The following is a 15791-nucleotide window of genomic DNA, read 5'->3' as shown; positions in this document are numbered from 1 at the left end:
CGGTCGGAGCTTTACCCTTGCCGCGTTCTTCCGCTGTACGTTTCAGTCATTTCATACCTTCACTGCTGTTGTTGCTTGCGGGGTTGGCGGCTGCGTACGTCAAAGACCTCAACGTGTTCTTCACCTCGCTGTTCAACGTGCTGCCAACTCTGGTGCTGTTGCTGGGCGGGTCGTATTGCGCGGTTTACCGACGCCAGCGCGAACTGTTTCTGATGGTCACGGTGTACATCGCCTACTTCCTGCTCGACACCCAGACCGACTATTACCGCGACAACGGCAAGGTGCGCGAGGACGCGGCCGTGGTGTTCCATCTGGTGTGTCTGCTGCTGCCCTTGTTGTTCGGTCTGTTCGCCGCGTGGCAGGAGCGCACGCATCTGTTTCAGGACATGGTGGCGCGTTTCGCCGTGTTGCTGGCGTTCGGCAGCGTGGCGCTGGGACTTGAACAAAGCTATCCCCAGGCTCTGCTGATGTGGCTTTCGGAGATCCGTTGGCCGGCTCTGCACGGCGCTTGGATGAGCCTGATCCAGATGTCCTATCCGGTGTTCCTCTCGGCGTTCCTGTTGCTGGCCTGGCAGTACTGGCGCCATCCGCGTCCGCTGCACGCGGCGCAACTGGTGGGATTGCTCGGGGTGTTTTGGATGCTGCCGAAAACCTTCATCCTGCCGTTCACCCTGAACATCATGTGCAGCCAGGTCATGTTGATGATTGCAGCGGCGGTGGCGCACGAGGCTTATCAAATGGCCTTCCGTGACGAACTCACCGGTCTGCCGGGCCGTCGCGCACTCAACGAACGCATGCAGCGTCTGGGTCGCAACTATGTGCTGGCGATGAGCGACGTCGATCACTTCAAGAAATTCAACGACACCCACGGTCACGACGTGGGTGACCAGGTTCTGCGACTGGTCGCCAGCAAGCTGTCCAAAATCAGCGGTGGCGGCAGGGCTTATCGCTACGGTGGCGAGGAATTCGCCCTGGTGTTTGCAGGCAAGACCCTTGAAGAGTGCATGCCGCACCTGGAAGTCATCCGCGAGTCGATTGCGTCCTACAACATTCAGCTTCGCAATCAGGAAAACCGCCCTCAGGACGATCAACAGGGGCGCCAGCGGCGGGGCGGCTCCGGTGCGTCCAGCGTATCGGTCACGGTCAGTATCGGCGTCGCCGAACGAGTCGAGCAGCGTACCCCGGAAGAAGTGCTCAAATCCGCCGACCAGGCGCTCTACGCCGCCAAGGGCGCGGGCCGTAACTGTGTGATGGCGTTCGGTCAGAACCGCCGTGGCGCGGTGCGCATGGACAACGCTGCGGGTTGAGTGATGACGGCGCATTCAGCGTCTGGACAGTGATTGTGGGGCAGGGTGGCCGGCAGTAGGTTGAAACGATCTGCTGACGGAGAAGCCACCATGCCCGAGTACAAAGCTCCCCTGCGCGACATGCGCTTTCTGATCGACCACGTCTTCGACTTCCACACCCAGTACGCGGCCCTGGGCGCTCACGATGCCAGCCCGGACATGATCAACGCGATCCTCGAGGAGGGCGCGAAGTTCTGTGAGAACGTTCTGGCGCCGCTCAATCGCAGCGGTGACGAAGAGGGCTGTCATTTCGACAATGGCGTGGTGACAACGCCTGCAGGCTTCAAGCAAGCCTTCGCACAATACGTGGAAGGCGGCTGGCATGGTCTGGCGGCCGACCCGGCCTACGGCGGCCAGGGCCTGCCGAGTTCGCTGGGGCTGGTGATCAGCGAGATGGTCGCCTCCAGCAACACTTCCTGGGGCATGTACCCGGGCTTGACCCACGGCGCCATGTCGGCGATCCACGCCCACGGCACCGAGGAACAGAAAAACACCTATCTGCGCAAACTCACTGCGGGCCAGTGGACCGGCACCATGTGCCTGACCGAAGCCCATTGCGGCACCGACCTGGGCATCATCAAGACCCGCGCCGTGCCTCAGGCCGACGGTAGTTACGCGGTCACCGGCAGCAAGATTTTCATCTCCGCCGGCGAGCACGACATGAGCGACAACATCATTCATCTGGTGTTGGCCAAACTGCCGGACGCACCGGCGGGGACCAAGGGGATTTCGCTGTTCATCGTGCCGAAATTCCTGCCGGATGCAGCCGGCGAGGCGGGGGATCGCAACGGCGTTTCCTGCGGTTCGATCGAACACAAGATGGGCATAAAAGCCTCGGCCACTTGCGTGCTGAACTTCGATGACGCCAAAGGTTTCCTGATCGGCGAGCCGAACAAAGGCCTGAACTGCATGTTTACCATGATGAACCATGCGCGGCTTGGCACCGGGATGCAGGGTCTTTGTCTGGGCGAAGCGAGTTTCCAGGGCGCGATCAAATACGCCAACGACCGCTTGCAAATGCGCGCCCTGACCGGCGCCAAAGCCCCGGACAAACCGGCCGATCCGATCATCGTCCATCCGGACGTGCGGCGCATGCTGCTGACCATGAAAGCCTTCAACGAAGGCAACCGCGCACTGACCTATTTCACTGCGCAGATGCTCGATGTCGCGCACCTGAGCCCGGATGCCGACGCGCGTCAGGAGGCCGAAGACCTGCTGGCATTCCTGACCCCGATCTGCAAGGCGTTCATGACCGACACCGGCCTGGAGGTGACCAACCACGGCATGCAGGTGTTTGGCGGCCACGGTTTTATCCGTGAGTGGGGCATGGAACAACTGGTTCGCGACTGCCGCATTGCACCGATCTACGAAGGCACCAACGGTATCCAGGCGTTGGATCTGCTGGGGCGCAAAGTCCTTGGCAGCCAGGGCAAGCTGCTGCGTAACTTCACGAAGATCGTTCACAAGTTCTGTGCAGCGAACGCCGGACATGCGCAATTGGGCGAGTTTGTGGCGCAGCTCGACAGCCTCAATCAGCAGTGGGGTGAGTTGACCATGCAGGTCGGCATGGCCGCGATGAAGAATCCGGATGAAGTCGGCGCCGCATCGGTGGATTACCTGATGTACAGCGGATACATCGTTCTCGGCTACTTGTGGCTGCGCATGGCGCTGGTCGCCCAGGCACAGCTGGAGTCGGGCGAGGGTGACGGCGATTTCTGCCAGGGCAAACTGGCGACGTGCGAGTTTTACTTCAAGCGTCTGTTGCCGCGTACCGCAGCCCATCGTTCGGCGATCGAGGCGGGCAGCGATTGCCTGATGAAACTGCCGGCCCAGTTGTTCGCGCTGTAACACGCCACTGTTAAACAAAAGAGCCCGCTGATTGCGGGCTTCTTTATGGTTGACTGCTGGTGACTAAAAATAACAAAACAGTCACCGCCTGACCCTATGTGTCGCAAAAGTTGTTGGGGTACACTCCAGCTCAATGACATCACCCTTCCACGAATCACCTGTTTAGATCTTTGCGAGGTTTGCCATGGCTGACTACAAAGCGCCGCTGCGCGATATGCGCTTCGTCCTCAATGAAGTGTTCGAAGTCGCCAAACTCTGGGCCGAGCTGCCGGCCCTGGCCGAGACCGTCGACGCGGAAACCGTTGAAGCCATTCTCGAAGAGGCCGGCAAGGTCACCAGCAAAAGCATCGCGCCCCTGAGCCGTGCCGCGGACGAAGAAGGCTGCCACTGGGCCGACGGTGCCGTCACCACGCCGGCCGGTTTCCCACAGGCCTATCAGACTTATGCCGAAGGTGGCTGGGTCGGTGTTGGCGGTGATCCGGCCTACGGTGGCATGGGTATGCCCAAAGCCGTGTCGGCTCAGGTTGAAGAGATGGTCAACTCCGCCAGCCTGTCCTTCGGTCTGTACCCGATGCTGACTGCCGGCGCGTGCCTGTCGATCAACGCCCACGCCAGCGAAGAGCTGAAAGCCGCTTACCTGCCGAACATGTACGCCGGCGTCTGGGCCGGTTCCATGTGCCTGACCGAGCCGCACGCCGGCACAGACCTGGGCATTATCCGCACCAAGGCCGAACCTCAGGCCGACGGCTCCTACAAGGTCAGCGGCACCAAGATCTTCATCACCGGCGGTGAGCACGACCTGACCGAAAACATCATCCACCTGGTGCTGGCCAAACTGCCGGACGCACCGGCGGGGCCGAAAGGCATTTCGCTGTTTCTGGTGCCGAAGTTCATGGTCAATGCCGATGGCAGCCTGGGCGCACGCAACCCGGCCAACTGTGGTTCGATCGAACACAAGATGGGCATCCAGGCGTCCGCTACCTGCGTGATGAACTTCGATGAAGCCGTGGGTTACCTGGTCGGCGAGCCGAACAAAGGCCTGGCCGCCATGTTCACCATGATGAACTACGAGCGGCTGGGCGTCGGTATCCAGGGCCTGGCCACCGGCGAGCGCTCGTACCAGAACGCCATCGAATACGCCCGTGATCGCTTGCAAAGCCGTTCGCCGACCGGCGCGCAGAACAAGGACAAGGTCGCTGACCCGATCATCGTCCACCCGGACGTGCGTCGCATGCTGCTGACCATGAAAGCCTCGAACGAAGGCGGTCGTGCGTTTTCCACCTACGTGGCAATGCAACTCGACACCGCCAAGTTCAGCGAAGACGCTGCCACCCGCAAGCGTGCAGAAGATCTGGTGGCCTTGCTGACGCCAGTGGCCAAGGCGTTCCTGACCGATCTGGGTCTGGAAACCACCGTTCACGGCCAGCAGATTTTCGGCGGCCACGGCTACATCCGCGAGTGGGGTCAGGAGCAACTGGTGCGTGACGTGCGCATCACCCAGATCTACGAAGGCACCAACGGTATTCAGGCGCTGGACCTGGTGGGCCGCAAGATCGTCGGCAGTGGCGGCGCGTTCTACAAACTGTTCGCCGACGAGATCCGCCATTTCATCGCAACCGCCAGTGCCGATCTGGGCGAGTTCACCAAGCCGCTGAATGACGCCGTCGACACCCTCGACGAGCTGACTTCATGGCTGCTGGACCGGGCGAAAACCAACCCGAACGAAATCGGCGCAGCGTCGGTCGAGTACCTGCAAGCCTTCGGTTACACCGCCTACGCGTACATGTGGGCACTGATGGCCAAGGCAGCGCTGGGCAAAGAAGCGCAGGACGATTTCTACGCGAGCAAACTCGGCACGGCGCGCTTCTATTTCGCCCGTCTGCTGCCGCGGATTCACTCGTTGAGCGCGTCGGTCAAGGCCGGCAGCGAGTCGCTGTTCCTGCTGGACGCTGCGCAGTTCTGATGATGTAACGTCATGTAAGCGATCTCTTACATGACGTGCTGCTTTTCTCCCATAGGCGTAGATTGGATCCAGAGCTAATCTACTTTCCATGGACGTAGCGCAGGAAGCGCAAAGTAACAACACGGACACGTAAGGATTCTGCCAGGGTGGCGGAGTGAAATGGATGTCAGGGAAACAGTCTGCAAAGCCCCGCTTCGGCGGGGTTTTCTTATGCCCGCAGAAAAGTTTTCAGCTCAGCGCGTCCAGTGGCGGCGCCCCCTTCAGCGGTTTGTCTTCGCGCTGCATCACCTCTTCCAGCAACGTTCGCAGCAAGGCCAATGGCGCCTGCTGGCGTTGCACATCGCGACACACCAGCCCGACCGTCAACGGTACACGTGGCTCACTCAACGGTTTCCACAGTAGGTCCTGATCGTCGTACTCCTTCTGCGAACGACCGGGCAGCACCGTCGCCAGACGGGTGTGCGGCAGGCTGTCGAGAATCCCCACCATGTTGTTCAGTTCTGCCTGCACTTGCGGGCGACGTCCAAGACTGGCCAGTTGCGCCTGCCAGATCTGGCGGATCTGGAATTCCTCGCCCAGCAGCAACATGGGCAGTTCGGCGGCTTGGCTCATCGAGACTTTCTTGAATTCCCGCAGCGGATGATCCGCCGGGATGACCAGCGTCAGTTCATCTTCGTACAGCATCACGCCGTGCAGCCCCGGCTGGCGCGGTGGGAGATAGCTGATGCCAATGTCCAGCGAACCGTTGAGCAGTCGCCGCTCGATCTCCAGCCCCGTCAGTTCATAAATCTGCACCACCAGATGCGGCTGAGCCTTGCGTACCCGTTCAAGCATTTGCGGCACCAGACTGGTGTGCACGGTTTGCAGCACGCCGATCGCCAGCGTACGCAGCGCCTGCCCCTTGAAGTTGCCCAGCGCTTCACGCGCCCGCTGCATGCCATCAAGCAGTGGCAGTGCGTGGTTGTACAGCGTATGAGCGGCCAGGGTCGGCAGCAGGCGTTTGCTGCTGCGTTCGAATAGCGTGACATCGAGGTTCTGTTCCAGGTGGCGGATCTGCTGGGACAGCGCGGGTTGGGAGATCGAAAGCCGCTCCGCGGCCCGTCCGACGTGACCTTCTTCGTAGACCGCGACGAAATAACGCAGTTGTTTGAAATCCATAAGTAACACTTATCGAAAATGCTGGTAAATCGAAATGGCTCGACGCCGAGAACAGGCCTAGTCTAACCGCATTCACAAGGCTTACAGGGCCGGAAAGCGCAATGACCAGCGTTTGTTTTGAAAGTGTTTGCATAGGCAGTTCAAAAAACCTCGATCGAGGTCTTTTTCAATGAATCTGTTCAGTTTGCGGCGTCAGACGCCGAGCCTTGATGACCTGGCTTTTGAAACCCATGAATCGACCGCCGCTGATGGCCTGAATGCCGAGCGCCTGATGCCTGGCGTCGAACGCCCGCAACAGGTTTTCGTTCGCGGCCAGGGCTCCTGGCTGTGGGACAGCAATGACCGCGCCTACCTGGACTTTTCCCAGGCCGGTGGCGCCAACAGCCTCGGCCACAGCCCTTCGGCGCTGGTCAAAGCCATTGCCAGCCAGGCACAGGCCCTGATCAATCCCGGATTCAATCTGCACAACCGCGGCATGCTCAGCCTCACCGAGCGGTTGTGTGCCAGCACTTCCAGCGATCAGGCGTATCTGCTCAACAGTGGCAGCGAAGCTTGTGAAGCCGCGATCAAACTGGCGCGCAAATGGGGTCAACTGCATCGTGGTGGCGCCTCGCGGATCATTGTCGCCAGACAAGGCTGTCACGGACGCAGTCTGGCGACGATTTCGGCGTCGGACAGTTGCAATCTGCACAATCGCTTCGCGCCGCTGCTGCCGGGTTTCGATCTGGTGCCGTTCAATGATCTGCCGGCGCTGCATGCCGCAGTCGATGCGCAGACCGTGGCGATCATGCTTGAGCCAATCCAGAGCGATGCCGGTGTGATACCCGCGACCGAGCATTACCTCAAGGGTGTCGAACGCCTGTGCCGTGAACTGGGGATTCTGCTGATCCTCGACGAAGTGCAGACCGGCATTGGCCGCTGCGGCACCTTGCTCGCCGAACAGTCCTACGGCGTGCGCGCCGATATCGTCGTGCTCGGCAAGGGCCTCGGCGGTGGCGTTCCACTGGCTGCATTGCTGGCGCGAGGCAAGGCGTGCTGTTTCGAACCCGGCGAATTGGGCGGCACTCATCACGGCAACGCGCTGATGACCGCCGCAGGGCTGGTGGTGCTCGACAGCGTGCAGGATCGCGCATTCCTCGAACAGATTCGGGACAACGGCCAGCATTTGCGCGAAGGGCTCGCTCGTCTGGCCCGTCGTTATGAACATGGCGAGTTGCGCGGGCAGGGTCTGTTCTGGGGGCTGACGCTGTCGGAAGACTCCGCTGAGGCTGTCGTTAAAGCCGCCCTCCATGAAGGCTTGCTGCTCAACGCTCCACAAGCCAACTGTCTGCGCTTCACCCCGGCACTGACCGTCAGCAAGGCCAACATCGACGAAATGCTCCTGCGTCTGGCCCGAGCTTTCTCCCGGGTACGCACCGCGCAACTGCAATGCCGCAAAGGGATTGCCGTCTGAGCTGAAGTTTCCCACCCGAATTCAAGAACCGTCTCGCGGTATAACGCACGCCCCACGCCTGATTCTTTTGGCGTGGGGCGTTTTTTTGTGGTCGGGTAATGGCAATCAAATGGCAGGATTGCGGTTTGCACTGAACCCTGACAAACGGCGCAGGTCGATTAGCTTGTATGGCTCAGTCGAGCCAACCCCCAATCAGGAGCTGCCCCATGGACTTTATCCGCATCATCATCGCCATTATCTTGCCGCCACTGGGTGTGTTTCTGCAGGTCGGGTTCGGCGGCGCGTTCTGGCTGAACATTCTGCTGACGCTGTGCGGTTACATCCCGGGGATCGTGCACGCGGTGTACATCATCGCCAAGCGCTGAGTTTCAATCGGCCAGGCCCATCACTCGCCGGTAGAAGCGCCATTCCTGCTCCAGCGCGTGGGCCTGGTTCGCGGCCCGGCGGAAGCCGTGGCGTTCGTCGGCGTAGTAATGCGCTTCGACCTCAATGCCGTTTTGCTCCAGGGCTGCGACCATGTCGCGGGTCTGTTGCGGCACGACGACGGCGTCCAGCTCACCCTGGAAGAAAATCACCGGCACGCGAATGTTGCCGGCGTGCAGCAACGGCGTGCGGGTGGCGTAGCGTTCGCCGTCTTGCTCGGGATCGCCGATCAGCCAGTCCAGATAATCACCTTCGAACTTGTGTGTTGCACGGCCCAGAGCTACCGGGTCGCTGACGCCGTACAGGCTGGCGCCGGCGCGAAATACCTGATGGAACGCCAGGGCACATAGCGTCGTGTAACCACCGGCGCTGCCGCCACGGATGAATGCACGCTCGCCGTCGATCATGCCGCGTTCGGCCAGATAGGCCACCACTGCGCAGGCATCCTCGACATCCACTGCTCCCCAACTCAGATGCAGCGCCTTTCGATACTCCCGGCCATAACCGCTGCTGCCTCGGTAGTTGAGGTCGGCCACGGCGAAGCCGCGTTGCGTCCAGTACTGGATGCGCGGATCCAGCAGCGGATAGCAGGCCGACGTCGGACCGCCGTGGATGAACACCACCAGGGGCGGTTTTTCATCGCCATGGGTGGCCGGATAAAAGAAGCCGTGAGCCTGGCCCGAGCCGCTGGGATAACACAGGGTTTGCGGTTGGCTGATGCGCTCGGCGGGAAGCGGTGCAACGCCGCCGGCGAGGATTTTCACTTCACGCGACTCGCGATCAATGGCGATCACGGCTGAAGGGCTGATTGGTGAAGCGGCGATGCAGTAAATGAACTGATCATCGACCGCCAGATGACGGAAGCGGCTGTAGTCGCCGGTGAAGTCTTCGCCGTTAAGCGCCAGACGCCCGAAACCGCCTTCACTCCAACTGGCCAGGAATCCTTCGTCGGTGGGCAGCCAAGTGCAACCGCCGAGTTGCCATGGCGCAGGCGCGTGATCGGCTGCGGCACAGGGCAACATTTGCAAACCGTCCGCAGTCTCGACCCACGGTTGCCAATATCCGCCACGGTCGGTCAGGCAGCCCAGTCGTCCGCTGGCATCGAAACGGGGTTGCTGGATCGACTCTTCCAGCGTTTCTCCGGCCACGCAACGAGGGGCGGAAAAACCGTTATCGGTTCGCTTGGCGATCATCAAACGGGTGGCGGTCCACGGCTGATGCGGGCGGCTCCATTCGATCCACGCCAGGCGCTGGCAGTCCGGGCTGATGATCGGTGCCGCGTAGAAATCCGCACCTTCTGCCAGCAAACTCTCGGTTCCGTTCACCAGATCAATGGCCACCAACCGATGGCGGTCACCGTTCTCTTCAACGGCCAGGACCTGCCCGTTGGCAAAATGCAGATCGCCATATCGGCACTCACCCGTCGTCAGAGCTTCGGGCGCGCCATCCAGTGTCTGCCGGTACAGCTGTTGATCTGCCTCATTGACGAAAACAATCCCGTCAGGCGTCAGACAAAACGCCCCCCCACCATATTCGTACACCCGGCTGCGCACGCTGAAGCCCGCAGGCGTCAGACATTTCGCTACGCCATCGTGCCAGTGCCAGATCCGGCAGGCAGCGTCTGTCGGGCGATATTCATTCCAGAACAAACCCTGGGCGCCGAGCTGCAATTCGGCGAAATCCACGCCGGCGGCAACCGCGGCGGTGGCGCTGAAAGGCTCAGCCTTTGGCGATGAGGCGCGAGTTTCGTTCATTGCGAAAGGCCAGTTGTTCGATGGTCTGGGTGGCGTGCTCGGCTTCTTCGCGGGCCTTGAGGATCACGCCGTGATGTTCGGACTTGCTGCACACCGGGTCGGCGTTGCTGGCATCGCCCGTAAGCATGAACGCCTGGCAGCGGCAGCCGCCGAAGTCCTGTTCTTTCTCGTCACAGGAGCGGCACGGCTCGGGCATCCAGTCATAGCCGCGAAAGCGGTTGAAGCCGAACGAGTCGTACCAGATGTGCTGCATGCTGTGGTCGCGCACATTGGGAAATTGTACCGGCAGCTGTCGGGCGCCATGACAGGGCAGGGCGGTACCGTCCGGTGTGACCGTCAGAAACAGACTGCCCCAGCCATTCATGCAGGCTTTCGGACGTTCTTCGTAATAGTCCGGGGTGACGAAAATCAGCTTGCACGGATGCCCTTCGGCTTCCAGTCTGGCGCGGTATTCGTTGGTGATGCGTTCGGCGCGGACCAGTTGCTCTTTGGTCGGCAACAGGCCGACACGATTGAGCTGTGCCCAGCCGTAGAACTGGCAGGTGGCGAGCTCGACGAAATCCGCTTCCAGAGCGATGCACAGCTCGATGATGCGGTCGATCTTGTCGATGTTGTGCCGATGGGTGACGAAGTTCAGCACCATCGGATAGCCGTGGGCCTTCACGGCGCGGGCCATTTCCAGCTTCTGCGCGAAGGCTTTTTTCGAGCCCGCGAGCAGGTTGTTCACTTGCTCGTCGCTGGCCTGGAAGCTGATCTGGATGTGATCGAGCCCGGCCTTCTTGAAGTCGCTGATCTTCTGTTCGGTCAGGCCGATGCCTGAGGTAATCAGGTTGGTGTAAAAACCCAACTGACGCGCTTCACGAATCAGCTCGGCGAGGTCCTGGCGCACCAGCGGTTCGCCCCCGGAAAAGCCCAGTTGCGCCGCACCCATCTCCCGCGCTTCGCGAAATACCTTGATCCACTGTTCGGTGCTCAGCTCTTTGCCCTGCTCGGCGAAGTCCAGTGGATTGGAGCAGTACGGGCATTGCAGCGGGCAACGGTAGGTCAGTTCGGCGAGCAGCCACAGCGGCAGGCCGACTTCCGGTTTGGCCGGGACTTGCGCCGATGTCTCAGGCAAGTTCGATCCAGTGCTGCGCACGGGCAACCTCCATGAATTGCTCGATGTCGTCACCGAGCTCGGGTACGCCGGGGAACTGTCTGTCGAGTTCGGCGATGATCGCCGCGACATCCCGCTCACCGTCGATCAGGCCGCCGATCAGTGCGGCACTTTCGTTGAGCTTGATCATGCCTTCCGGGTACAGCAGCACGTGGCCTTTCTGCGCCGGTTCGTACTGGAAACGGTAGCCGGGACGCCAGGTCGGGGTCTTGCTGCGGTCGAAACTCATAAGGCGATTCCTTTATGCCAGACCCGTTGATCGGTGACGCTGTGATACGGCGGGCGGTTCAGTTCGTAGGCCATGCTCATGGCATCGAGCATGCTCCAAAGGATGTCCAGTTTGAACTGGAGAATTTCCAGCATGCGCTCTTGACCTTCGCGGGTCTTGTAGTGCTCCAGCGTGATCGCCAGGCCATGCTCGACATCGCGTCGGGCCTGGCCGAGACGGGTGCGGAAATATTCGTAACCCGCCGGGTCGATCCACGGGTAATGCTGCGGCCAGCTGTCGAGGCGCGACTGGTGGATCTGCGGCGCGAACAGCTCGGTCAGCGAGCTGCTGGCAGCTTCCTGCCAACTGGCGCGGCGGGCGAAGTTGACGTAGGCGTCGACGGCGAAGCGTACGCCGGGCAGCACCAGCTCCTGGGAACGCAATTGATCCGGGTCGAGACCGACGGCCTGGCCGAGACGCAGCCAGGCTTCGATACCGCCGTCCTCACCGGGGGCGCCATCGTGGTCGAGCAGACGCTGGATCCACTCGCGGCGGATCTCGCGATCCGGGCAGTTGGCGAGGATTGCCGCGTCTTTCAGGGGAATGTTCACCTGATAGTAGAAGCGGTTGGCGACCCAGCCCTGAATCTGCTCGCGGGTGGCCCGGCCTTCATACATCGCCACGTGATACGGGTGATAGATGTGGTAGTAGGCGCCCTTGGCGCGCAGGGCCGCTTCGAATTCGGCGGGGGACAGCGGGGTGTCGGTCATTGCGGTTCTCCGGGCCATTCGTTACAGGACAATGCTCATGCCGTCATACGCCACTTCAACATTGCGTCGCACCAGTTCCGCGCGCTCCGGGGAGTCTTCGTCGAGAATCGGGTTGGTGTTGTTGATGTGGATAAGCACCTTGCGCTGCTCGGGAAGCTGTTCCAGCACTTCGAGCATGCCGCCGGGACCGTTCTGGGCGAGGTGACCCATTTCGCGGCCGGTGCGGGTGCCAACGCCACGGCGCTGCATTTCATCGTCGTCCCACATCGTTCCGTCCACCAGCACGCAGTCGCTGTCGGCCATGATTTCCAGCAACGGCGCATCGACCTTGCCCAGACCTGGCGCATAGAACAGCTTGCCGCCGGTGCTGAGGTCTTCGACGATCAGGCCGATGTTGTCGCCCGGGTGCGGATCGAAGCGGTGCGGCGAGTAGGGCGGTGCCGCGCTGCGCAGCGGCAACGGGGTGAAGCGCAGGTTCGGGCAGGCGGCGACGGTGAAGCTCTGGTCGAGTTCGATGCGGTTCCAGTCCAGCCCGCCGTTCCAGTGCTTGAGCATGGTGAACAGCGGGAAACCGGTGCTCAGGTCCTCGTGGACCATGTCCGTGCACCAGACCTGATGCGGGCAGCCTTCGCGCAGGCTGAGCAGGCCGGTGGTGTGGTCGATCTGGCTGTCCATCAGGATGATCGCGCTGATGCCGGTGTCACGCAGGGCACGGCCCGGTTGCATCGGGGCGAAGCTCTGAAGCTGCGCGCGGATGTCCGGCGAGGCATTGCACAGCACCCAGTTCACGCCGTCATCGGAAATCGCGATGGACGATTGGGTACGGGCCTGGGCATTCAGGCTGCCGTCGCGAAAGCCGGCGCAATTGACGCAGTTGCAGTTCCACTGCGGAAAACCGCCACCGGCGGCCGAACCCAGAATCTGGACGAACATGAACGCTCCATCATTTCAACGCTGAAAATAAAACGCCCCGGCGAGCCGAGGCGTTGCACTGCAGTGTTCTGCTTGAGGCAGGACTCAGCGGCTGGCGAAGTACATGGTGACTTCGAAGCCGATGCGCAGGTCGGTGTAAGCAGGTTTGGTCCAGGCCATCGGGTGACTCCTTTTTCAGGTGGGTGAGATAGCGCTATCCATAGGTATAGTCCACGGCAGCGCAGGGATGTTCCAAATAGTTAGGTGGCTATGTTACTCAAAATTTCAGGGGGTTTGCCCGTGAATCTTTGAGAAAGCTCCTTGCAGCCCCGGTAATGATCATTTTGTCGCTTGCCATGGCGCGCCCGGCGAAGGGCTGTTGGACAGGCCGTGCCAGCCGCCTTCGGCGCGGATCAGGCGCTGTGCGGCGGCTTGCAATGCCGGGCGATCCAGTTGAGCGATGGCCTTGCTCAGTTGATCCAGGTAATCCGACGAGTGGCCAGCCAGTTTTGCCTGCCACAGAAGTTCGGCAGCGTCTTTGGCGGGCAGGACATCGGCATCCAGATGCGCGGCGAGGATCTGGCGCTGCTCTATGAACAGCGCGTCATCGATTTTCTCGATCAGCGCGGGAATGCCTTCGATAAACGCTTGAACGTGGCCCAGCAGTTGCTCAGGAGTGACTGTCGGCGATTGCACGCCGAACTGCCATCCACTCTGGCCATGCGCCTGTCTGAAGGCGCTGAACACCGCGTATCCCAGCTGCAACTCGCCCCGTAGCCGCTGATAGAACGGCGTGTGGCACAGGTGCGCGAGAAAACGCCATGCGGCTTCGTCGGCTATGTTCGGGCTGGCGGTCGGGCAGAACAGCAGCAATGCGTGTTCGCTGGAGGCGGTGTCGATCTGACTCCATCGGTAGTGTGCGTGGACTGCCGACAGGGTTGGTATTTCGTTGTCTGGCTTGCCTGGAATGCGACTCAGGGCCAGACCCATGGCCGATTGGGTCTGGGCATCGAGACACAGGGCCAGGCCATCCCAACGGGAAGTTGTCCACAGCTGATTGGCGTCGTCGGATTGCACAACCGCTGGAAGACAGTGCTCGGGCCATGCCTTGAGCAATTGGCGGATCGGCATCGACGGCACGTCCGGCTCGTTTGTCGCGGAATCAGCGTCAACTTGCGTCAGATGTTTCAGCGCATGCTCCAGGACGCCGGGTAGTACGTCCTGCAGACCGGTCACCTTCAATATCCACTGATTCCCCGTGGTGCTGAACGACAATTCGACTCCGGCCTGACGCGCGTCGTCAGACACCTCCCGCAGACTGCGTTGCAGTTTCGCTTGCAGCTCGGCCGTGGCCGCTGCTTCCGTCTGCCAGCGCACATACACCGCACCTTCGTCGCCGTTATCCGGCAGCGCCTGGCTGAATTGCATCGGCGAGCGTTCGCGGCGGCTGCGCGAGCGATCCTGAGCAAACGTGCGCAGGCCTCGGTGGGCGCTGGTCTGGCCGCGAATCAGGCCGGCGTTGGCCAGCGGTTCTGCTGCGCGCAGGAACGGATTGGCAGCGGGCAGATGCCAGTGACTGCTGAAGTTATCCACAATGCCGATTTTGCCGAGAATCACTTTGAGCGCTGCAACCGCCGATTCGGAGAGGCCGCTTTCGAGTTTTTCGCTGTCGAGTCGCGCCCGTTGCAGCGCGCCGCTGACCTGCTGCTGACGCTGAAGCTGAGCCGAATATTCCTCACGCAATGCCGGCCAGTCCTGCTGTTCGGCGAAGAAACTCAGCCAATCCAGCCATTGCTCGCGAATGGCATCGAGTGACCCGCTGGGTGCAGTGAACTGAAGATGCAGCAAGGCTTGCCCTGCGAACTGGTACTGCACGCAGGCTTGCAGGCTGTCAGCGAGACCCAGTTGCTGCAAATGTGCGAGCAACCCCCCGGGTTTGGCGCTGTACAACCAGTGGCAGAGAAACGCCAGCGCTTCGGCCGACGACTCCGGTAACTCCTCCAACGCAAACAGCAGATTGCCGCGACAATCGCCGGCCTGTTGATAACTTTTCTCCGCGTTGTCCATCAAGCGAACGGGGGCTGCCTGTGCAGTTTTATCCCCAGGCGTCAGCGTGGCGGCAAACTGTTCGGCCAGCACTCGCAGCTCTTCAATGCTCTGCGGCCCGACCAGACTCAGGGTCATCTGCCCGGTGCGGTAAAACTGCCGATGGAAATCTTTCAGTGCCTGCTGAAATTCCGCCTCTTCTACCGGCAGCGTGTCGCGGTTCCCGGCATGAAAGCCGCGCAAAGGATGCGCTGCCGACAATCCCTCGAACAGTGCCTCTTTCTGCTGAGCCGCAGCATCCTGGGACCACGCGACAAACTCCGCCTGCAGCACTTCCCGTTCCCGCAACTGATCGTCCGGATTCATACGCGGATGAGCGAGCATGTCCGACAGACGCTCCAGTCCACCGCTGAAGGACGTTGGCGGCAAGTCAAAGAAGAAATCGGTGGTGCGCTCGCGGGTGCTGGCATTCACCTGACCGCCGTGACCTTGCACGTAGGCCATCAGCCCTTGCTGTGCAGGAAAACGCTCGGTGCCGAGAAACAGCAAATGCTCAAGAAAATGCGCCAGCCCCGGCCACGCCAACGGCACGTCATGACTGCCGGCAGCCACCCGCAACGCGGCGGCGCTGCGCTTGAGGCCGGGCACGCGACGCAGGGTCACGCGCAAGCCGTTGGCCAGGGTTTCGGTGTGAGGGCGGGGGTGAGTCGGCGCAGGCATGGGCACTTCCAGAACAGTGAAGTGCCAATGCTAG

The 15791-nt window shown here is 61.3% G+C and carries 13 protein-coding genes; 5 read left to right on the top strand and 8 right to left on the bottom strand.

Annotated elements, in window-relative coordinates:
* Positions 1-17 precede the first annotated feature (17 nt).
* The 3 genes from ACSPX5_RS21090 (at position 18) to ACSPX5_RS21080 (ending at position 5157) form a co-directional block, all read left to right on the top strand.
* Positions 18-1307 (top strand): GGDEF domain-containing protein, encoded by a 1290-nt coding sequence (locus ACSPX5_RS21090; protein ID WP_169432183.1) that lies wholly within the window; start codon positions 18-20, stop codon positions 1305-1307.
* Positions 1308-1397: 90 nt separating this feature from the next.
* The gene (locus tag ACSPX5_RS21085; protein ID WP_439820188.1) at positions 1398-3194 is read left to right on the top strand and encodes an acyl-CoA dehydrogenase C-terminal domain-containing protein; all 1797 of its coding nucleotides are present in this window, start codon (positions 1398-1400) and stop codon (positions 3192-3194) included.
* Between the two features lie 184 nt (positions 3195-3378).
* Positions 3379-5157 (top strand): acyl-CoA dehydrogenase C-terminal domain-containing protein, encoded by a 1779-nt coding sequence (locus tag ACSPX5_RS21080; RefSeq protein ID WP_207863715.1) that lies wholly within the window; start codon positions 3379-3381, stop codon positions 5155-5157.
* Positions 5158-5385: 228 nt separating this feature from the next.
* Here ACSPX5_RS21080 and ACSPX5_RS21075 read toward each other — a convergent pair whose 3' ends face one another.
* Positions 5386-6315 (bottom strand): LysR family transcriptional regulator, encoded by a 930-nt coding sequence (locus ACSPX5_RS21075; RefSeq protein WP_169432180.1) that lies wholly within the window; start codon positions 6313-6315, stop codon positions 5386-5388.
* A 169-nt stretch (positions 6316-6484) separates the two neighbouring features.
* Between ACSPX5_RS21075 and ACSPX5_RS21070 the strand changes: the two genes are divergently transcribed.
* Together ACSPX5_RS21070 and ACSPX5_RS21065 are read left to right on the top strand one after the other, a co-directional pair.
* Positions 6485-7768: an aspartate aminotransferase family protein gene (locus ACSPX5_RS21070; RefSeq protein ID WP_439820187.1), complete on the top strand. Its 1284-nt coding sequence runs from the start codon at positions 6485-6487 to the stop codon at positions 7766-7768.
* A gap of 206 nt (positions 7769-7974) precedes the next feature.
* The gene (locus ACSPX5_RS21065) at positions 7975-8133 is read left to right on the top strand and encodes a YqaE/Pmp3 family membrane protein (RefSeq protein WP_065259115.1); all 159 of its coding nucleotides are present in this window, start codon (positions 7975-7977) and stop codon (positions 8131-8133) included.
* Positions 8134-8136: 3 nt separating this feature from the next.
* Here ACSPX5_RS21065 and ACSPX5_RS21060 read toward each other — a convergent pair whose 3' ends face one another.
* From ACSPX5_RS21060 to pqqF, 7 genes are all read right to left on the bottom strand, one after another.
* Positions 8137-9945 carry a prolyl oligopeptidase family serine peptidase gene (locus tag ACSPX5_RS21060; protein WP_439820186.1) on the bottom strand — a complete coding sequence of 603 codons (1809 nt, stop codon included), beginning with the start codon at positions 9943-9945 and terminating at the stop codon, positions 8137-8139.
* Positions 9911-11083: a pyrroloquinoline quinone biosynthesis protein PqqE gene (gene pqqE, locus ACSPX5_RS21055; protein WP_169432176.1), complete on the bottom strand. Its 1173-nt coding sequence runs from the start codon at positions 11081-11083 to the stop codon at positions 9911-9913. The genes ACSPX5_RS21060 and pqqE overlap by 35 nt, the downstream gene beginning before the upstream one ends.
* A complete protein-coding gene (gene pqqD / locus ACSPX5_RS21050; RefSeq protein ID WP_007959876.1) occupies positions 11055-11330 on the bottom strand; it encodes a pyrroloquinoline quinone biosynthesis peptide chaperone PqqD in 276 nt (91 codons plus the stop codon). The genes pqqE and pqqD overlap by 29 nt, the downstream gene beginning before the upstream one ends.
* Positions 11327-12079, bottom strand: coding sequence for a pyrroloquinoline-quinone synthase PqqC (gene pqqC, locus ACSPX5_RS21045; protein ID WP_166223334.1), 753 nt, complete (start codon positions 12077-12079; stop codon positions 11327-11329). The genes pqqD and pqqC overlap by 4 nt, the downstream gene beginning before the upstream one ends.
* Positions 12080-12100: 21 nt before the next feature.
* On the bottom strand, positions 12101-13012 hold the full coding sequence (pqqB, locus tag ACSPX5_RS21040) for a pyrroloquinoline quinone biosynthesis protein PqqB (RefSeq protein ID WP_207863711.1): 912 nt from the start codon (positions 13010-13012) through the stop codon (positions 12101-12103).
* Between the two features lie 84 nt (positions 13013-13096).
* The gene (gene pqqA, locus ACSPX5_RS21035; protein ID WP_003444522.1) at positions 13097-13171 is read right to left on the bottom strand and encodes a pyrroloquinoline quinone precursor peptide PqqA; all 75 of its coding nucleotides are present in this window, start codon (positions 13169-13171) and stop codon (positions 13097-13099) included.
* A 159-nt stretch (positions 13172-13330) separates the two neighbouring features.
* Complete coding sequence (gene pqqF, locus ACSPX5_RS21030) at positions 13331-15757, bottom strand: pyrroloquinoline quinone biosynthesis protein PqqF (protein ID WP_439820185.1); 2427 nt, start codon at positions 15755-15757, stop codon at positions 13331-13333.
* Positions 15758-15791: the final 34 nt, after the last annotated feature.

The sequence above is a fragment of the Pseudomonas sp. HLG18 genome, assembly GCF_051903985.1.
Lineage (GTDB): Bacteria > Pseudomonadota > Gammaproteobacteria > Pseudomonadales > Pseudomonadaceae > Aquipseudomonas > Aquipseudomonas fluorescens_BT.
This window is presented reverse-complemented; position numbering and strand designations above follow the sequence as displayed.

Bases quoted from the DNA above. Each gene is read 5' to 3' on its own strand.
- pqqC (WP_166223334.1), bottom strand. From the start codon at position 12,079: ATGACCGACACCCCGCTGTCCCCCGCCGAATTCGAAGCGGCCCTGCGC.
- ACSPX5_RS21080 (WP_207863715.1), top strand. From the start codon at position 3,379: ATGGCTGACTACAAAGCGCCGCTGCGCGATATGCGCTTCGTCCTCAAT.
- ACSPX5_RS21070 (WP_439820187.1), top strand. From the start codon at position 6,485: ATGAATCTGTTCAGTTTGCGGCGTCAGACGCCGAGCCTTGATGACCTG.
- ACSPX5_RS21075 (WP_169432180.1), bottom strand. From the start codon at position 6,315: ATGGATTTCAAACAACTGCGTTATTTCGTCGCGGTCTACGAAGAAGGT.
- ACSPX5_RS21085 (WP_439820188.1), top strand. From the start codon at position 1,398: ATGCCCGAGTACAAAGCTCCCCTGCGCGACATGCGCTTTCTGATCGAC.
- ACSPX5_RS21060 (WP_439820186.1), bottom strand. From the start codon at position 9,945: ATGAACGAAACTCGCGCCTCATCGCCAAAGGCTGAGCCTTTCAGCGCC.
- pqqF (WP_439820185.1), bottom strand. From the start codon at position 15,757: ATGCCTGCGCCGACTCACCCCCGCCCTCACACCGAAACCCTGGCCAAC.
- ACSPX5_RS21065 (WP_065259115.1), top strand. From the start codon at position 7,975: ATGGACTTTATCCGCATCATCATCGCCATTATCTTGCCGCCACTGGGT.
- pqqB (WP_207863711.1), bottom strand. From the start codon at position 13,012: ATGTTCGTCCAGATTCTGGGTTCGGCCGCCGGTGGCGGTTTTCCGCAG.
- pqqD (WP_007959876.1), bottom strand. From the start codon at position 11,330: ATGAGTTTCGACCGCAGCAAGACCCCGACCTGGCGTCCCGGCTACCGT.